18 protein-coding genes are annotated in these 18,137 nt (G+C 46.8%); 3 read left to right on the top strand and 15 right to left on the bottom strand.

Features of this window, described 5'->3' with window-relative positions; all coding sequences use genetic code 11:
* Nucleotides 1-315: a hypothetical protein gene (locus ABU165_RS00765; protein ID WP_022544274.1), complete on the top strand. Its 315-nt coding sequence runs from the start codon at nt 1-3 to the stop codon at nt 313-315.
* 72 nt (nt 316-387) lie between these two features.
* Here ABU165_RS00765 and ABU165_RS00760 read toward each other — a convergent pair whose 3' ends face one another.
* The 9 genes from ABU165_RS00760 to sppA all read right to left on the bottom strand — a co-directional run bounded on the left by ABU165_RS00760 (nt 388) and on the right by sppA (nt 8,226).
* Nucleotides 388-903 carry a MogA/MoaB family molybdenum cofactor biosynthesis protein gene (locus ABU165_RS00760; RefSeq protein WP_094766898.1) on the bottom strand — a complete coding sequence of 172 codons (516 nt, stop codon included), beginning with the start codon at nt 901-903 and terminating at the stop codon, nt 388-390.
* Nucleotides 903-1,742, bottom strand: a complete 840-nt coding sequence (locus ABU165_RS00755; RefSeq protein ID WP_318059604.1) for an EcsC family protein — start codon at nt 1,740-1,742, stop codon at nt 903-905. The genes ABU165_RS00760 and ABU165_RS00755 overlap by 1 nt, the downstream gene beginning before the upstream one ends.
* 138 nt (nt 1,743-1,880) lie before the next feature.
* A complete protein-coding gene (locus ABU165_RS00750) occupies nt 1,881-3,068 on the bottom strand; it encodes an acetate kinase (RefSeq protein ID WP_009795330.1) in 1,188 nt (395 codons plus the stop codon).
* A 495-nt stretch (nt 3,069-3,563) separates the two neighbouring features.
* Complete coding sequence (locus ABU165_RS00745; protein ID WP_022544275.1) at nt 3,564-4,550, bottom strand: class I SAM-dependent methyltransferase; 987 nt, start codon at nt 4,548-4,550, stop codon at nt 3,564-3,566.
* 154 nt (nt 4,551-4,704) lie between these two features.
* Nucleotides 4,705-5,205, bottom strand: a complete 501-nt coding sequence (tpx, locus tag ABU165_RS00740) for a thiol peroxidase (protein WP_009795332.1) — start codon at nt 5,203-5,205, stop codon at nt 4,705-4,707.
* 141 nt (nt 5,206-5,346) lie between these two features.
* Entirely contained in the window at nt 5,347-5,835 is a 489-nt protein-coding gene (gene ytfJ, locus ABU165_RS00735; protein WP_022544276.1) for a GerW family sporulation protein, read from the bottom strand.
* An 18-nt stretch (nt 5,836-5,853) separates the two neighbouring features.
* Nucleotides 5,854-6,555 (bottom strand): DUF2953 domain-containing protein, encoded by a 702-nt coding sequence (locus ABU165_RS00730; RefSeq protein ID WP_009795334.1) that lies wholly within the window; start codon nt 6,553-6,555, stop codon nt 5,854-5,856.
* 146 nt (nt 6,556-6,701) lie between these two features.
* Nucleotides 6,702-7,205, bottom strand: coding sequence for an RDD family protein (locus ABU165_RS00725; protein ID WP_129613919.1), 504 nt, complete (start codon nt 7,203-7,205; stop codon nt 6,702-6,704).
* Nucleotides 7,206-7,218: 13 nt separating this feature from the next.
* On the bottom strand, nt 7,219-8,226 hold the full coding sequence (gene sppA / locus ABU165_RS00720; RefSeq protein WP_022544277.1) for a signal peptide peptidase SppA: 1,008 nt from the start codon (nt 8,224-8,226) through the stop codon (nt 7,219-7,221).
* Nucleotides 8,227-8,369: 143 nt separating this feature from the next.
* On the opposite strand from sppA, the gene ABU165_RS00715 reads away from it, so the two are divergent.
* Nucleotides 8,370-9,173, top strand: coding sequence for an NAD kinase (locus ABU165_RS00715; RefSeq protein ID WP_318059605.1), 804 nt, complete (start codon nt 8,370-8,372; stop codon nt 9,171-9,173).
* Nucleotides 9,174-9,408: 235 nt separating this feature from the next.
* Here ABU165_RS00715 and rarD read toward each other — a convergent pair whose 3' ends face one another.
* The 6 genes from rarD to ABU165_RS00685 all read right to left on the bottom strand — a co-directional run bounded on the left by rarD (nt 9,409) and on the right by ABU165_RS00685 (nt 16,564).
* On the bottom strand, nt 9,409-10,335 hold the full coding sequence (gene rarD, locus ABU165_RS00710) for an EamA family transporter RarD (RefSeq protein WP_009795338.1): 927 nt from the start codon (nt 10,333-10,335) through the stop codon (nt 9,409-9,411).
* Between the two features lie 94 nt (nt 10,336-10,429).
* Nucleotides 10,430-12,034, bottom strand: coding sequence for an amidohydrolase (locus ABU165_RS00705; protein ID WP_306010328.1), 1,605 nt, complete (start codon nt 12,032-12,034; stop codon nt 10,430-10,432).
* A gap of 148 nt (nt 12,035-12,182) precedes the next feature.
* Nucleotides 12,183-13,769, bottom strand: coding sequence for an acyl-CoA synthetase MbcS (gene mbcS / locus ABU165_RS00700; protein ID WP_009795340.1), 1,587 nt, complete (start codon nt 13,767-13,769; stop codon nt 12,183-12,185).
* Between the two features lie 139 nt (nt 13,770-13,908).
* Complete coding sequence (locus ABU165_RS00695) at nt 13,909-14,112, bottom strand: alpha/beta-type small acid-soluble spore protein (RefSeq protein ID WP_009795341.1); 204 nt, start codon at nt 14,110-14,112, stop codon at nt 13,909-13,911.
* Between the two features lie 103 nt (nt 14,113-14,215).
* The gene (gene thiI / locus ABU165_RS00690; RefSeq protein WP_009795342.1) at nt 14,216-15,421 is read right to left on the bottom strand and encodes a tRNA uracil 4-sulfurtransferase ThiI; all 1,206 of its coding nucleotides are present in this window, start codon (nt 15,419-15,421) and stop codon (nt 14,216-14,218) included.
* Nucleotides 15,422-16,564: a cysteine desulfurase family protein gene (locus ABU165_RS00685; protein WP_009795343.1), complete on the bottom strand. Its 1,143-nt coding sequence runs from the start codon at nt 16,562-16,564 to the stop codon at nt 15,422-15,424. It lies immediately after the preceding gene.
* Nucleotides 16,565-16,794: 230 nt separating this feature from the next.
* Between ABU165_RS00685 and brnQ the strand changes: the two genes are divergently transcribed.
* On the top strand, nt 16,795-18,120 hold the full coding sequence (gene brnQ / locus ABU165_RS00680; RefSeq protein WP_009795344.1) for a branched-chain amino acid transport system II carrier protein: 1,326 nt from the start codon (nt 16,795-16,797) through the stop codon (nt 18,118-18,120).
* Nucleotides 18,121-18,137 lie beyond the last annotated feature (17 nt).

Genomic DNA, 18,137 nt, shown 5'->3' with positions numbered 1-18,137 from the left:
ATGGAGGATGTTTTCATTTTGGATAAGCGCCTGGGGATTGCTGTTCCTGTGCTGGATGGCGAGTGGGAAGAGTACCCGCAGGAAGAGCGCCAGGAAATTCTGTTTACATGGGAGAAGATACGCGGGGGGATCCCGGACAGGATATCAGAGCTTGAGACGCAGATAAACCGCAGACAGGACCAGCTCGCAGATGAAGAGAATTTTGAGCTTTCATGCAAATTGAACAGTGAGATCGCGGATCTTGCTTCCATCATCAACGATCTTTGGCTGTGGTACAGGGCCAATCAGGAAATCGGGGGAAAGCTGCATCGCTGATTTAAGCTCTGTAGAGAATATTATTCTGCAAAGCAAAAAGGCGGGGCGCCATGATGGCGCCCCGCCCCCTTTTTATACAAGATCTTTCTTTACTTCCCTTATAACATGCCCCAGCTCCGGGATGATCAATTTATTCATGGCCAGCCTTACTGCACCTGAAGATCCCGGTGTGGAAAAGACAGCTGTATTCTCGATGATGCCCGCAGAAGCGCGGGAGAGAATTGCAGCAGAGCCGATGTCCTCCTGGTAGCTCAGCATACGGAATAATTCCCCGAAGCCGCTAATTTCCTTTTGATAAAGTGCACTCACCGTTTCAATGGTTACATCCCTTAAAGCGATTCCTGTCCCGCCATTGGTAAGGACTGCATCGATATCCGGATCTGAACATCCCTCCAGGACCGCCTGACGGATCTTTTCTTTTTCATCGGCGACAATCTGGTAGGAACTTACCCTGTGGCCCTCTGCTTCAAGAAGCTCCTTCATCAGCCTTCCGCTTTTATCGGTCTCCGAATTTCTTGTATCACTGATGGTAATGATTTTGCATCTGACTGTTTTGGGGGCTTCTTTTTTGTGTTCCTCGCTGCTCATCAAACTTCCCCCTGTTTCTTCAGCAGATACCTGTACTGATAATATTTATGGGCAAAATCAGTGACCTTCCTTGTAAACTGATAGTTTGCACCTGCTCCTATGGCCATGCTGACAAGCGGGATGCCCTGGATGGATTTCCTTTTGAAAGCTGCTATAGCCAGGCCTTTGAAAAGCTGTTTGATCGGCTGGCCCATCCAGGCGATGTCCGTCAGTTCCTCCTGCCCCTCATAAAAATAAGCTTCTTCCGCATTCTCCAGTTCGGCCAGAAGCTGGTCCCAGGCCTGTCCCTGAAGCCGCGGCGGCAGGATTGATGCGCAAAACACCTTTAAAGAAGCCATCATCTCATAAGGTGTGTTCACTTCAATCCCATATGTCATCGCGATGAGCTGGACTGCACGCAAATTGATGACAGCCATCGCAGGAAGATCGGATCCAAGCAGCAGCACACCGCCGGTCCCCGATACCCCTCCCTGTGCAAATGAGTAAAGGCGGTGGCGGGCAATCTGCTGATTGGCTATGTATTGCAGCTGATTGATGTCCAATGAAGCCAGATCTTCCACTGTTTCAATGCCGGCATCAAAGATGCGGCCTGCAGATAGGATTCGTTCCTTTGCATCCAGCTGGAGCTGTGAGCTTTGGATCAAGGCATGGAGATGGAACAGCCAGTTATCCAGGGAAGCAAAAAATTGCTGCTGAGTTTTCTCAGGAAGCAGCAGGAACGCCTTTTCTAAATATTTGTCATAGGTCAGCTCCAAATCATTGGATTCATACTGTGCCAGCTTGTCTTCCCATTGTGCGATCTCAGATAAAGCCTGTTCTTCCCGTCCGTTTAGTGCCATATCTTCATCCTCCTTGCCGGTGTTTTTGTTCAGTATAGCATATTGATTCAGGCAAATCCTGTTTCATTGGATGGAGAAGGCAGAAAAACAAAAGGACAAAAAAGCCTTGGCTTCTTTGTCCTTTCAATCATTCAAATATTATTTCGCAAGCCTTACAACATCCCTGGCAATCATAACTTCTTCATTTGTCGGAATAATGATAACCTTGACCGGTGAGTGAGGATAGTTGACAAACGTTTCCTCACCGCGGACCTTGTTCAATGCAGGGTCCCAATATACGCCCATGAATTCCAGTCCCTGAAGGACACGCTCGCGGATTTCAGCACTGTTTTCGCCGATGCCTGCTGTAAAGATAATGGCATCAACTCCGTACATGCGTGAAGCATAAGAGCCGATATATTTGTGGATCCGGTTTGCAAACACTTCGAGAGCAAGCTCTGCTCTTTCGTTTCCTTCAGACGCTTGTACCTCGATGTCGCGAAGGTCGCTTGAGAAGCCAGAAACTCCAAGCATTCCGCTCTCTTTATTCAGTACATTAAGCACTTCGTCAGCTGACTTGCCTGTTTTCTCCATGATGAATGGAATCAAAGCAGGGTCAATATTCCCTGAACGGGTACCCATTGTCACACCGGCAAGCGGTGTAAAGCCCATGGATGTATCAATTGATTTTCCGCCTTCAATGGCCGCGATGCTTGCACCGTTCCCCAGGTGGCAGGAAAGCAGGCGAAGCTGCTCAAGCGGACGGCCAAGAAGCTCTGCTGCACGCTCTGATACATATTTATGTGAAGTTCCGTGGAAGCCGTATTTACGGATGCCGAACTTCTCATAATACTCATAAGGAAGGCTGTACAGGAATGAGCTTTCAGGCATAGTCTGATGGAACGCAGTATCAAAGACAGCTACTGCCGGTACATTTGGAAGCACCTGCTGGAATGCCTTGATTCCTGTAATATTTGCAGGGTTGTGAAGAGGTGCCAGCTCGGAAAGTGCATCGATTTTGCTCAGTACCTCTTCCGTGATAACCGCAGAATCTGCAAACTCTTCTCCACCGTGTACTACACGGTGGCCGATTCCTTCAATTTCATCCAGTGATTCGATGATCTTCAGATCAGTCAGCTTATTGAGCAGAAGCTTGACTGCAACCTCATGGTCAGGGATTTCCGTTACTTCCGTCTGCTTCTCGCCGTTAACAGAAATACTGAAAACTGCATCGTTTAGACCGATTCGTTCAATAAGACCTTTTGTGATTACTTCTTCGCTTGGCATTTCAAATAATTGAAATTTCAATGAAGAACTTCCAGCATTAATTGCAATAATTTTCGCCACGATATGTCGCTCCTTTTAAATGCGGACTCGCATACGTCCTGTATGTTTAACCAGTGCAATGGGGACCATGGGGAAATATGTATCTCTTTTCCCTCCAGGATGCCAGCCTTTATATAACACCGATGCTAATCTAATGCCTGATGTGGTACACATTTATTGTGTGCAACTGGCATCATTTTATCTCTCAATTCCCCATTTAATCACTGTGCTTGCATGATTTCAAGGAACATTCAAAATTGGTATCGTTTACAGTTAAAATTAAATGTATTCCGACATTTCGGTGATTTCCGTTTCTTATTTTCCATTACCCCTGCGGCTCTTCAGCTAAAACAGAACTTCCAATTAAAGACTGCAGACTAAAATGCGGCAGCATCCTCTTAACACTCTCCGGAAGACTTATGCCAGCAGGTTTTGAGTCTGGACAGCTCCATTAATATTTTCTTCTCATTCAAATAGAAAAAGCATGATCCAGTTTGGGACCATGCTTTTTGCACTCTATATCTTATTTTCCCTGAACCAGGCATCCACCTGCTTAAGGATTCTCTCGACCTGTTCCGTTTTTGAAAGGCTCGGCATGTTTACAAGCAGGGCTTGCTTTGGAGCTGTGACCCCTTCACCCTTTTTCTGGAGGATAAAGACGCTTTTTGCGGCATTTTTATTTTTAAACAATGTTTCCGGGAGCTGGAGCAGGCCCTGGATGATGCTTGTCTTGCTTATATACGCCTTCAGCTTGTCCGCCTGTTCGCTTTCAAACAGGCCATTTGGCACAATCAGGAACAGATAGCCGCCTTCCTTAACATGGCGCATGCTCTGTTCCAGGAAAAGGTGATGGGCATAAGAATGGCCCTCGTCTGCCTTCAGCTCATAGTCCTGCGCCCTTATGTCGTTTGGATAATACCCCACCGGAAGGTCGCTGATGACTGCATCCACACTTTCAATGAACAGCGGCTCAAGGCTGTCCTGGTTATAGAATTGGATGGGGTGCTTCTGAAGGTTGGCATTGATGTAGGCAAGCTTAATGAGGAGGTCGTCCACATCTGACCCGACTGCTTCAATGCTTTTTCCTTCCTGCTGATTGATGACAGTCGTAAGGAGATTGCCTGTCCCGACCGCTGGGTCCAGAAGGCGGAAAGATTTCGCCCCGACAAATTTATTCACCAGATAACCTGTCAGCATTCCGACAGCATCCGGTGTCATCTGGTGGTTTGGCTGCACATTTTCCTTCATGCCCTTTAAAATGGCCAGCTGAAACGACTTTCTGATATTCTCGCTTGTATATAGGTCAAGATTCAGCGACTCATAGCTTTTTTTCAGCCTTTTTACATTAAGCTCACTGAGTCCGTCCTGGAGAATGGACTCTTGAAAAATATTATCGCCTGTTTCTGCAAGCGCCTCTAAATATGTACATTGCAGCTCTTCCTGCAAGATCATAGCTGTTTCATTAAAGACTGAGAACAGTTCTTCTACGGGAGTGATACTCACTAATTCATTCCTCCTGCTAAAATATTATTGTCTTATTGTAACGGGGTTCCGGCAGGATCACAAGCCCGCCGCCTGCCATTCAGGAGATTAAGGAATACAGCCTGGGCATTCTTAAGGCATACAAAAACCCCGATTGCCCGGGGTTCTTCGAAGTTTATTCAGCTTGCCTTGCAGCTTCCACTGCAGCTTCGTAGTCAGGATGGTCAGTTGCTTCGCTCACATATTGGGCATAAACCACTTTGTCATTGGAATCAACAACAAATACTGCCCGTGCAAGAAGGCGGAGCTCCTTTATTGCTACTCCGTAAGCTTCACCGAAAGAAAGGTCGCGGTGGTCTGAAACTGTCTGCACATTTTCAATGCCGGCAGCTGCGCACCAGCGCTTCTGTGCGAAAGGAAGATCTACGCTGACTGTAAGAACTTTTACATTATCAAGCTTTGATGCTTCTTCATTGAATCGGCGCGTCTGAGCGTCGCAAACGCCTGTATCAATAGAGGGAACAACACTAATCAGTCTTACCTGGCCCTTGGAATCCGCAAGCGTTACCTCAGATAAGTCATTGGCAAGCACTTTGAATTCCGGAGCCTGGTCTCCTGCTTTCACTTCATTCCCCAGCAAAGTAACCGGATTTCCTTTAAAAGTAATTGATGCCATTGGTTTCTTCCTCCTTATTTTTCATATATGTACAGTGCAATCATACTTCCTGGAAAATCATTTTGCAATGAAAAGCCATTTATTCCTGCAATAGAAAAGGCTGTCTCCGGGGAAGAAGACCAGCCTTTTCAAACATCCATTTTAGAAGTCCAGGTCATGCTTTGGCCCATTGTATTCGTTCGAACGGTTCTGGCTGCTTTGGCCTTCGCTCTTTCCATCCTGGCTGCTGTTCCCTGATCCGTTATTTTTTGACATCATCTGCTGGATCTTATCAACAGCCTGAGGGGCCAAATCAAGGATTTTTTCATATAGATGTGTGCTCTCGTCCAGATGGACCATTTTAACTCCGTGGGAACTTACGATTAAAAAAGCAATCGGCGTTATGGAAACTCCGCCGCCGCTTCCTCCGCCAAACGGATGCTTCGGTTTGCCTTCTCCCTCGCGGCCTGAACCTTCAAGCATGAACTCACTGCCGCCTGCTGCAAAGCCGAAACCGACCTTTGATACGGTAAGGATCACACTTCCATCAGGAGTTTCAACCGGGTCCCCGATGATTGTATTCACATCAATCATTTCTTTCAAATTTTCCATTGCGGTCGTCATCAAGCCTTGTATCGGATGATCAGACATAATAAACTTCCTCCTCATCTAAACGGATTTTGTTTTATTATCAGATAGCACGGATAACGGCTTTGTCCTAAAGTCCGGCATTCCGCCTTTCCAATATTTAATCAGTTTAATTCCTGCCAACATAGCTTGCCCGATGCGGAATTGAAACATACATGAAAAACGGGTTTGGGAAACTGCAGCCTGAAAATGGGGGGTCACCGACAAAACGGGCATGTCCCTCATCCTCATATAGTGGCTGAGAATGCCGACCAGGCTTCCTTTTGCAGACCAGATTATCCCTGCAAGGACAGCAGTGTGCGCCGCATCACCGATTCCGGCCAATGTATGCCATTCGATATCCCTGATTGCCACCTTTTTCAGAAATCGCCGGATAATCGTGTGGAGGCCAAATACATGGCGTATCAGCTCCTCGGCATCCTTGATACTGTTCAGGAAGTCCTCCGGCGTGAATTTTTTCCGGTCTTCCTGCTTCTTCTCCTCCTCCCGGCCGGCTTCCACTTTCTCTTCAACCACAATGGAAGGGGAGTCATCATCGATTTTTATCAGCGGAACCTGTATGTTATAGCGGATAAGGCCCAACCAGGCCCGGAACTTTATTGATATATGGTCATTGTCCTGGCCATGATAAAAGTTAAAGTAAACTGTTAGCTTTGAGAAAAGAAGAATAATGAGCAAAAGCAGAATGACTGCCGCTGCTGCTCCAAGGATCAGCCACCACATCCGATCACCCCCTATTAACAGGCTGGTGTATTTTTTCGCATTAGTCTCCTGCTAAAGATATCCAGACGCTAAATCTAGGCTTTCCTTTTGGGAAAAAAAATAAACCTGCCGGCAGCAGGCCGGCAGGCGATTCTTTCAATTATTCCTTATTTTCTTTCGTGAATGACGCTTGTATCGGCAAACAGGTCATGAAGCCCCTGTTTTTTCGGCAGAAAAGCGACAATGACATAGCCAATATAAATAGTGGCTGAAATGAAACGACCGATCCACTCCCTGAACAATATGGTGCTCCAGGACATTTCTTCATCTTTAAGACTGACTACTTTCAGCCCAAATATCATTTTCCCGAGCGTCTGCCTGAAATACTTTGTCATCAGGACAAAATAGGCATAAAAAATGATGCTTGTGACGATATTTGCGGGAGTGAAAATGCCGGAATCGGCAAGGGGAAGATCCGCCGCCCGAAAAATCGGATGCACGATAATGCGGTTAATGCTGCCTATGACAATGAGATCGGCCAGATACGCCCAGAACCTCATCCAGAAACCGGCAAAACGGACTGATGCCGCATGATCTTCATATGACGGGCTGGCTGGTGAATGATTGTCAGCAGGCAAATCCTTTTCCAAATGGCTGTCTAATGTGGTCATTTGCCATCCCTCCTCATTCTGAATACATGTACATCAGCCGCGGGGCATTCGGCTGTGACAACAGCTTCATCATGCCGGCCATTTCAATATCATCGCCCATCACTTTCCGCGCACCCATGCTGAACAAGGAGCCAAAGCCCATATTTTCCGAATAGCTGACTACCTGTGCACCCTTAAGCTTATGGTCTTTCTCCAGTTCATCTACAACATCTTCAAAGAAGCCGAAACCATCAATCAGATTGAGCTCTTTTGCCTGGCGGCCGTCATAGATCCGTCCGTCGGCGATTTTCCTCACCTGATCTGCCGGGATGCCCCTTCCTTCTGAAATGACTTTAACAAAGCCTTCATAAGAATTGTCGATCATAGACTGGAGGATCTCCCGTTCTTCTTCCGTCATCTCCCTTGAAGGGCTCATAATATCTTTGTAAGGTCCGCTCTTAATCGTGACAAATTCTACGCCATACTTTTCGGCAAGCCCTGCATAATTATATCCCTGCATGATGACACCCAGGGAGCCTGTCAGGGTTTCAGGACTGGCATAGATTTTTTCAGCAGGTGCTGAAATATAATAGCCGCCGGAAGCAGCCATGGACCCCATTGATATGTACACAGGCTTTTTCGCTTCCTTCTGGATTTCCACGATCTTATCATGGATCTCAGAGCTTTCCACTACACCGCCACCCGGGGAATTCACGCGAAGAATGACCGCTTTCACACTATCATCCTCTTTAACATGGTCCAGCTTTTTCATGAAAGATTTGTGGTTATAGCCGGGACTGGCAAACAGTGAGCTGGCATCTCCTGCATCCTGGATGGTCCCATCTACATTTAGGACGGCAATTTTCTTTGAACTGCTGCCCGGTTCAATGATTTCTTCAGAAAATGCTTCATCAACTGGAAACATATCCGCAAATGTGCTTTCGGCATTTCTAAATGCGAAAGTCGACAGCACACTAGTAATAATGGAGAAAAACAGCAGTGCAGCGGCTATTCCAAGAGCCGCCCATCTTTTCCCATTCATATCTTCTCCTCCTTTTTTCCTTTTCCAAGTATTAATACGCAATAACTTTTAAAATGTTTCAAAAACATGTACACTGATGACAATAAACGTTATTGCCGCAAAATACCAATCATACGCAAATATTATCATTTTGAATGGGAGGAATGAAAGTGACGCGCCGAAACTTATATTTTTACCATAAGAAAGATTCTGAAATGATGGAAAAAGCAGGCCATCTTTATGAGCTTGCCGAAAAATATGGCTTTACCATAGTCAATGACTTTAAACAGGCTAATATCATTGTGAGCATTGGCGGTGACGGGACATTTCTTCAGGCGGTCCGCAAGACTGGCTTCCGCGAGGACTGCCTGTACGCGGGCATCTCTACGACCGGCACATTAAGCATGTACTGCGATTTCCATATTGATGACACATCCAAGATGGTTGAAGCGATGGCCAATGAGCAGATTGAAGTCAGAAGATACCCGACGATGGAGATAAAGGTGGATGATGAATCCTCCTTCTATTGCCTGAATGAATTCAGCATACGGTCTGCGATCATCAAAACATTTGTTATGGATGTATTTATCGATAATCTCCATTTCGAAACCTTCAGGGGCGACGGGATGATTGTCGCAACTCCGACAGGCAGTACAGCCTATAATAAATCGGTCAATGGCGCCATCGTTGACCCTATGCTCCCTTGCCTCCAGGTCAGCGAACTGGCATCCCTGAACAATAACCGCTACAGGACACTGGGTTCTTCATTCATCCTGAGCAGCGGCCGCAGCCTGACCCTCAAAGTCATCCAGGACGGCAATGACCATCCGACAATGGGAATGGACAACGAAGCACTAAGCATCCAGCATGTCGAAAAAATTGAAGCCAAACTGAGCGGCAAACAAATCAAGACTGTCAAACTTAAGGACAACTCCTTCTGGGAAAAGGTAAAGAGGAGTTTTCTATAAAAAGGCCAAGATTGTCTGAACAAGTCATGTATCCCAGGAGCCGGTTGGAATACATGACTTCCTTTTTTTTTCACACTTATGTATCCCAGGTGCCTGATGGAATACATGACTTTCTTTTTTTCTCCAGCCCATAACATCAAAATACAGTTCGTCCCACAGCCAAAAAGGCTCTTTGGCCGCTCCTGCCGAGGGATGTTCAAATTAGAAAAAGGAAGAGGCCGCTGCCTCTTCCTTTTTACATCCCCAGCCCTTTTCCATGCTTCCATTTCATATTGGCAAATAATTTCGTCCTGGACAGCGAGTAGACGGTCAAAGCAAGCCAAATGAACAAGAATGCAACCAGATGGGTCTTTGTGAATTCTTCACCATATACGAAAATGCCGAGCAGCAGTGTCAATGTCGGGGCGATATACTGCAGATAACCCAGCATGGAAAGCGGTATTTTCTGTGCCCCTTTGGCAAAATACAGAAGCGGGATCGCAGTGGCTGCCCCTGCACCGATCAGCAGGAGATCCGTTCCTGTGGAAATGGCCAGGAAGGACTGCTTTCCGGCTGCAAATAAATAAATCAGATATCCAAGTGCCAATGGCATGACAACCATCGTTTCGAGCGTCAGTCCAATGGCAGATTCCACCTTGATCAGTTTCTTTGCCAAACCGTAAAGGCCAAAAGATAAAGCAAGCACAACCGCAATCCATGGAAAACGTCCATAAGAGAGGGTCATGATAAGCACACCCGCTGCAGCCAGCAGGAAAGATACTGCCTGCACAGAGGAAAGCTTTTCTTTTAAAACAACTATTCCCAGAAGGACACTGACCAGCGGGTTGATATAGTAGCCAAGGCTTGCTTCAATCATTTGGCCGGAATTGACTGCCCAAATGTATATGAACCAGTTGCAGCTTATGAGCAAGGAAGCAATTGTCAGAGCGAGCATTTGCTTCTTGTTGTTCCGTATTCCTCTCAATGTCCGGACAAAATCCGGCCATTTCCTGGTCAGGACAAGTACAGCCAGCATAAAGATGAAGGACCAGAAAACCCGGCTGGCCAGGATTTCATCAGCACTCACATGATTGAGAAGCTTCCAGTAGATCGGCAGGATGCCCCATATCAAATAAGACAGCCCTGCGTACAGGGCCCCTTGTTTTACTTCAGTATCTGTCATTGTTGGTTAGCCTCGATTCTTTCTAATATCGAAATAATTATAAAGCCAAAAGAAAAAAACTGGCAACCTATTCGTTTTAGCAGGATTCGCTCGTTTAAATCTGTCCGCGCTTATAAACGGTTTTTCCTCCTATTACTGTCTCATTGACTCGTGTACGGAGGAGTGCCTCCGGATCTTCTTCGAATATATTCCGGTCAAGGATTGTGAAATCAGCAAGATATCCTTCCTTGATCATTCCCCTGTCAACTTCATGGCAGATTGCATATGCGCTGCCTTTTGTATATAAGGAAACAGCTTCGTACATGGATAATGCCTCCTCTTTGATATAGGCAATCCTCCCGGGGTCATCGCTGCTGGTTCTTGTAACCGCCGAATGGATGCCGAGGAGCGGGTCAGCCTGCTCGATTGGCGCATCAGATCCGCCTGCACATGGGATGCCTTCATCAAGCAATGTTTTCCAGGCATAACAGTAATCCATATGCTCTTCACCGATCCTACTGATGACCCACGGAAAGTCAGAAGCCAGGAATCTTGGCTGTATATCCAGTATAAGAGGAAGCTTTTTTGCCCTTGAAATGAGTTCTTTCCGCAGTATCTGTGCATGAATGAGCCGGTCCCTGCCTTTTCCTTTCAGCGGGTATTTTTCAATGCTGTTCAGTGACATTTCAAAAGCCCTGTCACCGATGGCATGTATGGCCACCGGCATATCCAGCTCCCTGGCTTTTTTCAATAGCCCGTCAAGCTGATCCTGTGTAAAAATAGCCACTCCTGAGGTTGAAGGATCATCCGCATACGGATGGCTCAGCAAAGCAGTCCGGCCTCCCAATGCCCCGTCTGAAAAAATCTTCATTGCACCGAATTCTATCCACTCATCTCCGCCAAGATAATTTCCGCCCTCAAGCTTCATGTCATTGATTACCTCGTGATGGACGAGCAGGTGGGCCCGGAAAGGCAGTTTATCTTCACCGATGACCTCCTTGAAAGTCCTATAGGTCCCATGGAAACCGCCATAATAATTAAGATCCTCAGTATGTGCCCCTGTCAGGCCCAGTGCGTAGGCATCCTGGATGGCTGCACGCATTGCCGTCTCCAGATACTCCTTTGAAGCACCAGGGAGAATAGAGAAGATCAGCTCCTGTGCCTGGTCCTTCAGCAGGCCTGATGGAAGGCCTTCTTCATCTTTTTCAATGACTCCCCCTGGAGGGCAAATGGTTTCAGGGGTAATTCCGCCTGCTTCCAATGCTTTCGAATTGACTGCAATTGCGTGCCGGCAGATCCTTTTCAGGCAGACTGGATGTCCAGGGACTGCTTCATCAAGCTCCTTTGCCAGAATGGGGGCAGGGATGTCCCATAAATTTTCGTTCCAGCCCTCGCCAATGACCCAGCTGCCTTTTGAAAACTTCCCTGCATACTCTTTAACTGCCTCCAGCACTTGCGATTTTGAGGTATAACCAGACAGATCAAGCCTTATCAGCCTCTCCCCATGCCCAATCAAATGCATATGGCTGTCCACAAAACCGGGCAGCATCAGCCTTCCCTCAAGGTCCCTCATTTCAGAGGGTTTTACCGAGAAGTTTCTTTTCAAGTCTTCCAGCGGCCCTGCCCTCAGGATCTTTCCATTCTCCGTCATAACCGCTTCGGCTTTATGCCCTTCTTCCTGAAGGGTATATATATGTCCTCCATGCCATAGTGTCCGCATCTTCTTATTGCTCCTTTTCTTCCTAATTCTGCACATAAAAATCCTCTGTGCCTGCTGATCTGATTATATCTTCTTTCGGGACACAAAAAAACTGAGCTTTAAAAAAGCTCAGCGAAATCTTTTTTATAGAGGATCTCCCAGCTGGATACTAGCTGCGGGCAGCCTCCTCCATTTCTTTTTTCCTCAGCTCTACCCTGCGGATCTTTCCTGAGGTGGTTTTTGGAAGCTCTGAAAGAAACTCAACCCTGCGGGGATATTTATAAGGGGCAGTCAGCTCCTTTACATGCTCCTGCAAGGTATTAATGAGATCCGGCTTATCTTCCGCGATGCCATCCTGCAGGACGATAAATGCTTTGACGACTGCTCCGCGGATTTCGTCCGGGCTGGCCACGACGGCACATTCCTTGACGTACGGATGTTTGACAAGAGCATCCTCCACCTCAAACGGCCCGATTGTATATCCGGAACTGATGATAATATCATCTCCCCTGCCTTCAAACCAGAAATACCCGTCTTCATCCTTTTTCGCTTTGTCTCCGGTCACATAATATTCACCCCTGAATTGCATGGCGGTCCGTTCAGGATCCTTATAATAATTTTTAAATAACGCAGGGGTTTCAATATGGACGGCGATATCCCCCACTTCCCCAGGTCCGCATGCCTTTCCATCTTCATTGATGATCTCAACAGAATTGCCGGGAATCGGCTTTCCCATCGAACCAGGCCTAAGCTCCATCCCTTTTGTTATGCCGACCAGCAGGGTGTTTTCCGTCTGGCCGTATCCGTCCCGCACTTCAATATCAAAATGCTTTTTGAAAGCATCAATCACTTCGCGGTTAAGCGGCTCTCCGGCTGAGACTGCACTATGAAGATCCGGGAGGCTGTATTCAGCAAGATTGTCGACCTTTGCCATCAGCCTGTATTCTGTCGGGGTGCAGCAAAGAACATTGACTTTATAATCCTGAAGGAGTGCAAGATATTTTTTCGGCTCGAATTTTCCTGAATACACCAGTCCTGTTCCCCCAGAACCCAGCACAGAGAGGAAAGGGCTCCATATCCATTTCTGCCAGCCGGGGCCGGCAGTGGCCCAGACAGTATCCCCCTCCTTGATGCAAAGCCAGTTGGGCCCGGCGGCACGGAGATGTGCATATGCCCAGCCATGTGTATGTACAACTCCCTTAGGATTGCCCGTGGTACCGGAAGTATAGGACAGGAAAGCCATGTCGTCCCTGTTTGTTCCAGCAGTCTCCATGATATCAGAGGCTGCCTCCATCTTTTCATCCAGCGGAATCCAGCCCGGCACAGGCTCTCCAATCACAAATTTAGGCAGCGAAGCAGCTTCCGTAACACCTGCAAATTGCTCTGTAAACGGCGAAAAGCATACAATGGCTTTCACATCGCCATGATTGATCCTGTATTGGATATCTTTAGAGCGGAGCATCTCTGAACAGGGAATGACTACCAGGCCCATTTTAAGTGCCGCTATGTACGTCTGGTAAGCTTCTATAAGGCGCGGGACCATGATCAGGACTACATCCCCCTGCCTTAGGCCGCTCCCAAAGAAAACGTTTCCAATTTTATTGGCATTGGACAGGAGTCTGGAATATGTAATTTCCTTTCTTTCTCCTTCCCCGCTTTCCCACAGGATGGCAGTTCTTTCAGGAGCTTCTGCAAACTTTTCCATTTCAGAGACCAGATTATATTTTTCTGGCGCCAGCAGATCTTCACGCTTCATGTTATATGTCCTCCTAATCTGAAATTGTATCCTTATGGTTTATTATACATAATTTTTTAAAAATTTAAAAATGTATAACAAAAAGTAAAGGAGCAGGCTGTCAGCCTGCTCCCTTGTAGCCATATTATTTATTTTTCGATTAGCGTTGGAAACCTCCAAGCTGTTGTTCAGCCATTTGAACTAAACGCTTAGTGATTTCTCCTCCTACTGAACCGTTAGCACGTGAAGTTGTTTCAGCGCCAAGGTTAACACCAAATTCAGTAGCGATTTCGTATTTCATTGAGTCAAGAGCTTGCTGTACGCCAGGTACTAGAAGCTGGTTAGAGTTGTTGCTGCTTGCCATGTGATCTCACCTCCTTGTGAGTTTAGAATGTGTAGAATCACATGGCTTCATACAAATTTAAATTGGTAATGTTTTCATCATCCCGTTCGAATTTTCATTCTCCCTAGAAAAGATCGTCCTCACTTCCACTGCCTGCTTCATACGGCTTGATGTGAATAGTTTCAATATGCTCCACAGCTTTTGCAATAAGCGCATCAAAATCAACAAAACTTTCATAATATGCTGCTTTATCAAGCTTGGGCTTCGTTTTTGGAGAAGCCGGGACAAATACGGTGCAGCAGTCATCATATGGCAGGATGGATATGTCATGGGTGTCAATTTCCTGTGCAATCTCAATAATATCGGTCTTGTCCATTGTTATCAGCGGGCGCAGTACCGGTGTGCTTGTCACTTCATTAATAGCGTACATGCTGTCCAGTGTCTGGCTTGCAACCTGCCCGAGGCTTTCACCGGTAATGACTGCGAGCCCGCCATGCTTTTCCCGGACGAGATCCGTAATTTTAAGCATCAGCCTTCTGGTGGTTGTCATCGTATAATTTTCAGGCACCTGCTTTTGGATGAGCTGCTGGATTTCCGTAAAAGGAACAATGTGAAGGACCATCTGCCCTGTATATCCCGCCAGCTTTTCTGCCAGGTCAATCACCTTTTGCTTCGACCTTTCGCTGGTGAAAGGAGGGCTGTAGAAATGGACGGCTTCTACATCAAGCCCTCTCTTCATGGATAAATAGCCTGCGACGGGGCTGTCTATGCCGCCTGACAGCATGAGCATCGCCTTGCCGCCTGAGCCTGCCGGCATCCCTCCGGCTCCCTGGATATTTTCGCATGAGAGATATGCGGCTTCCGGCCTTATCTCAGCCTGGAGATTGATATCAGGCTGTTTCACATCCACTTTCAAGCCTTCCATATTCTTCAGGATATGTGAGCCAAGTGCATGGTTCAGTTCTCCGGTGTCAAGGTGAAAGCTTTTATCCGCTCTCCGCGCCGATACCTTGAAGGTATCTCCATCCTTGTATACCCGTTTTAAAAGTGCCAGGGCAGCTTCCTTGATTTTTTCTATATCCTTTTCCGTTTTTACAGCAGGACTGAAGGATTGGATGCCAAAAACCCCTTTGAGCTTCTCGATGATCTCGTCCCCATTTTCACCGTTAAGCTGGATGAACATCCTGTCCCTCTGGCCTTCGATCCTGACGGCTGGGTAGCTGTGCAGAACTTTTTTAATGCTTTTTTTCAGCTTCTCGACAAACTTCCCCCTGTTTCGGCCTTTTGTTGAAATTTCTCCATAGCGGATTAATATGCGGTCATAATTCATTTATTTCATTACCTTCCTTAACTTTTTCGCTGTTTCTTCAATTGCCTGCAGCACAGCTTCTGCTTCCTCTGCTGTATTATCATAAGAAAGGCTGATCCTGATGCTGCTTGCTGCATCCTCCTCAGGAATGCCCATTGCCAGCAGTGTCTTGCTGACTGATTTCTTCTTCGAGGAACAGGCGCTGGTGGTGGAGACATATATATTTTTTTCCTCAAGGCTATGCACAAATACTTCTGCCTTCAAGCCTGGTGCAGAAAAATTAAGAATGTGCGGGGCCGAGCCTTCAAGCGGTGTATGGACAGAGATCCCTTCAATGGATTCCAGTCCTTCCCTCAGCAAACATTTAACCCTATTAAGCTGCTCCAGTCCGATCCTGTGCCTCTCAAGGCTGATTCTGAGCGCCTTGGCCATACTGACAATTCCAGGTACATTCTCTGTACCGCTCCGCTGGTTCCATTCCTGGCTTCCGCCTGAAAACAGCGGTGAAAGCTTGACGCCTTCCCTGATGTAAAGGACACCCGTGCCCTTTAAACCGTGGAATTTATGGGCAGAAATGGTGCAAAGGTCTATTTCATTTTCTTGAAAATCAAGCGGCACCTTTGCAATTCCCTGTACATGATCCACATGGAAAAGCACTTTCGAATAAGACTTGAGCATTTTGCCGATTTCAGCAATCGGCTGAATGGTGCCAACCTCATTATTAACATGGATAACACTCACAAGAATTGTATCATGGCATAGGGCAGCCTCTATGTCCTCCGGCCTGATTCTCCCATCCTCGTCTACAGGGATATACGTAACGCGGAAACCGAGCTCTTTCAGCTGTTCAAAGGCTTCTGCCACTGACGAATGCTCTGATTCAGTCGTAATAAGATGGCGCCCCCTGCTTTTATGCATCATTGCAGTCCCTTTTACAGCCAGATTATTGCCTTCGGTTCCGCCCGAAGTAAAGAAGATTTCCTTCTGGCCGGCTCCCAGGAGCTCGGCAATCTGCAGCCTGGCTTGTGACAGGAGCTTTTCTGCCCTGCCGCCGATTCCATGCAAAGATGAGGGATTGCCAAAGTAATCTAAGGCCACCTTATTAAATGAATCCAGCACTTCTTTATATGGTTTAGTGGTTGCACTATTATCAAAGTAAATCATGGGTCTTCCCCTTCCTTGAAAAACCGTTTAGCCAATAGTAAATCTTATCATACTGGGACAATGTTTTCATCTGCATAATCTTTTAGTTTTCTTTTGGAAGCAAAAGCAGAACAGAGGCAACAATAAAAATCTGAATGTTTTGACTGTAATTCCATTCGACAAATTTCTCACTTCCTGTGTTAGTATGTTAAATGTTCTAAACATTTCGATAGACAGTCATGGAGGTTTGTATGAATAATAAGAGCCTATCCAGCAGGGAAATAATCGCAATAGGACTGATGCTTTTCGCTCTTTTCTTTGGCGCAGGGAATATGATTTTCCCTCCATATCTCGGGCAGGAATCTGGTGTCAACATGGGAAAAGCCATCATTGGATTTCTCATAACCGGTGTCGGCCTCCCGCTTTTGGGAGTCATCAGCATAGCCAAAGCTGGTGATCTCCGAACGCTGGCTGGAAGAGTCCACCCTTTATTCGGGGCTGCCTTTACATTGCTTTTGTATCTGGCCATCGGCCCGCTATTCGGGATTCCGCGGACCGGAACCGTTGCCTACGAAATTGGCATCACTCCGTTTTTGCCTGATACCGTTCCTAAATATGGGATGGCGCTGCTTTTTTATACCATTATCTTTTTTACCGTCACAGCTTGGCTTTCAATGAACCCTTCTAAGCTTGTAGACCGGATCGGAAAATTATTTACTCCGATTCTCCTTGCTATATTGGCCATTCTGGCTGTAAAAAGTATAATCACCCCTTTAGGTGAGCCAATGGCTCCAAAAGGCGCATATGCCGAGACCCCTTTCTTTAAAGGATTTATCGAAGGCTATTTGACCATGGACGCTATCGCCGCCCTTGTTTTTGGCATAGTTGTGATTGGTTCAATAAAAGAAAGAGGGATCAGCAGTTCAAAACAGATTGCAAAAATATGCATCTATTCCGGACTTATTGCTGCCGCTGCCCTTATGCTCGTTTACCTTTCGCTCGCCTACATCGGGGCATCCGGTGAAGAATCTATTGGATTCCAGGATAACGGGGGAGCTCTTCTTTCCGCCGCCGCTTCCCGTCTTTTCGGATCTTTTGGCGCTGTCATCCTTGGGCTGGCCATTACTTTTGCCTGTCTTACCACTTCTATTGGACTCGTCTCATCCTGTGCGCAATATTTTTCAAAAGTTGTGCCAAGCATATCTTACAGGTCATTTGTGCTAATTTTATCCTTATTCAGCATGATGATCGCCAATATCGGCTTGACACAGCTCATTTCTGTATCTTTGCCAATGCTCACGATGATCTATCCGCCCGCAATCGTACTGGTATTGCTTTCTTTTCTGCATCATGCCTTTGGAGGCTCCAGAGCTGTATATGCAGGAGCCCTGATACCGGCGGGGCTGATCAGTACCATTGATGCAATAAAGGCAGCGGGGGCAGATACCCGGATTTTTTCAGACATGCTGGGATTTCTTCCTCTCTATTCAGAAGGACTCGGCTGGGTCATTCCAGCCGTTGCCGGGGGACTGCTCGGCCTGCTCATTGCCGGAAGGGGCAAAAAGACAGCAAAATAGCCTGGCCAATTATTTTC

Origin of the sequence: Cytobacillus sp. T106 (assembly GCF_040492155.1) — a bacterium.
GTDB classification, from domain to species: domain Bacteria; phylum Bacillota; class Bacilli; order Bacillales; family Cytobacillaceae; genus Bacillus_AB; species Bacillus_AB infantis.
Note: the sequence above shows the minus strand (reverse complement) of the source record. Positions and strands in the feature narration are given on the sequence as shown.

Coding starts and splice junctions, on each gene's coding strand:
- ABU165_RS00765 (WP_022544274.1), top strand. CDS start 1: ATGGAGGATGTTTTCATTTTGGATAAGCGCCTGGGGATTGCTGTTCCT.
- ABU165_RS00760 (WP_094766898.1), bottom strand. CDS start 903: ATGAGCAGCGAGGAACACAAAAAAGAAGCCCCCAAAACAGTCAGATGC.
- ABU165_RS00755 (WP_318059604.1), bottom strand. CDS start 1,742: ATGGCACTAAACGGACGGGAAGAACAGGCTTTATCTGAGATCGCACAA.
- tpx (WP_009795332.1), bottom strand. CDS start 5,205: ATGGCATCAATTACTTTTAAAGGAAATCCGGTTACTTTGCTGGGGAAT.
- ytfJ (WP_022544276.1), bottom strand. CDS start 5,835: ATGTCTGATCATCCGATACAAGGCTTGATGACGACCGCAATGGAAAAT.
- ABU165_RS00730 (WP_009795334.1), bottom strand. CDS start 6,555: ATGTGGTGGCTGATCCTTGGAGCAGCAGCGGCAGTCATTCTGCTTTTG.
- ABU165_RS00725 (WP_129613919.1), bottom strand. CDS start 7,205: ATGACCACATTAGACAGCCATTTGGAAAAGGATTTGCCTGCTGACAAT.
- sppA (WP_022544277.1), bottom strand. CDS start 8,226: ATGAATGGGAAAAGATGGGCGGCTCTTGGAATAGCCGCTGCACTGCTG.
- ABU165_RS00715 (WP_318059605.1), top strand. CDS start 8,370: ATGAAAGTGACGCGCCGAAACTTATATTTTTACCATAAGAAAGATTCT.
- rarD (WP_009795338.1), bottom strand. CDS start 10,335: ATGACAGATACTGAAGTAAAACAAGGGGCCCTGTACGCAGGGCTGTCT.
- ABU165_RS00705 (WP_306010328.1), bottom strand. CDS start 12,034: ATGCGGACACTATGGCATGGAGGACATATATATACCCTTCAGGAAGAA.
- mbcS (WP_009795340.1), bottom strand. CDS start 13,769: ATGAAGCGTGAAGATCTGCTGGCGCCAGAAAAATATAATCTGGTCTCT.
- ABU165_RS00695 (WP_009795341.1), bottom strand. CDS start 14,112: ATGGCAAGCAGCAACAACTCTAACCAGCTTCTAGTACCTGGCGTACAG.
- thiI (WP_009795342.1), bottom strand. CDS start 15,421: ATGAATTATGACCGCATATTAATCCGCTATGGAGAAATTTCAACAAAA.
- ABU165_RS00685 (WP_009795343.1), bottom strand. CDS start 16,564: ATGATTTACTTTGATAATAGTGCAACCACTAAACCATATAAAGAAGTG.
- brnQ (WP_009795344.1), top strand. CDS start 16,795: ATGAATAATAAGAGCCTATCCAGCAGGGAAATAATCGCAATAGGACTG.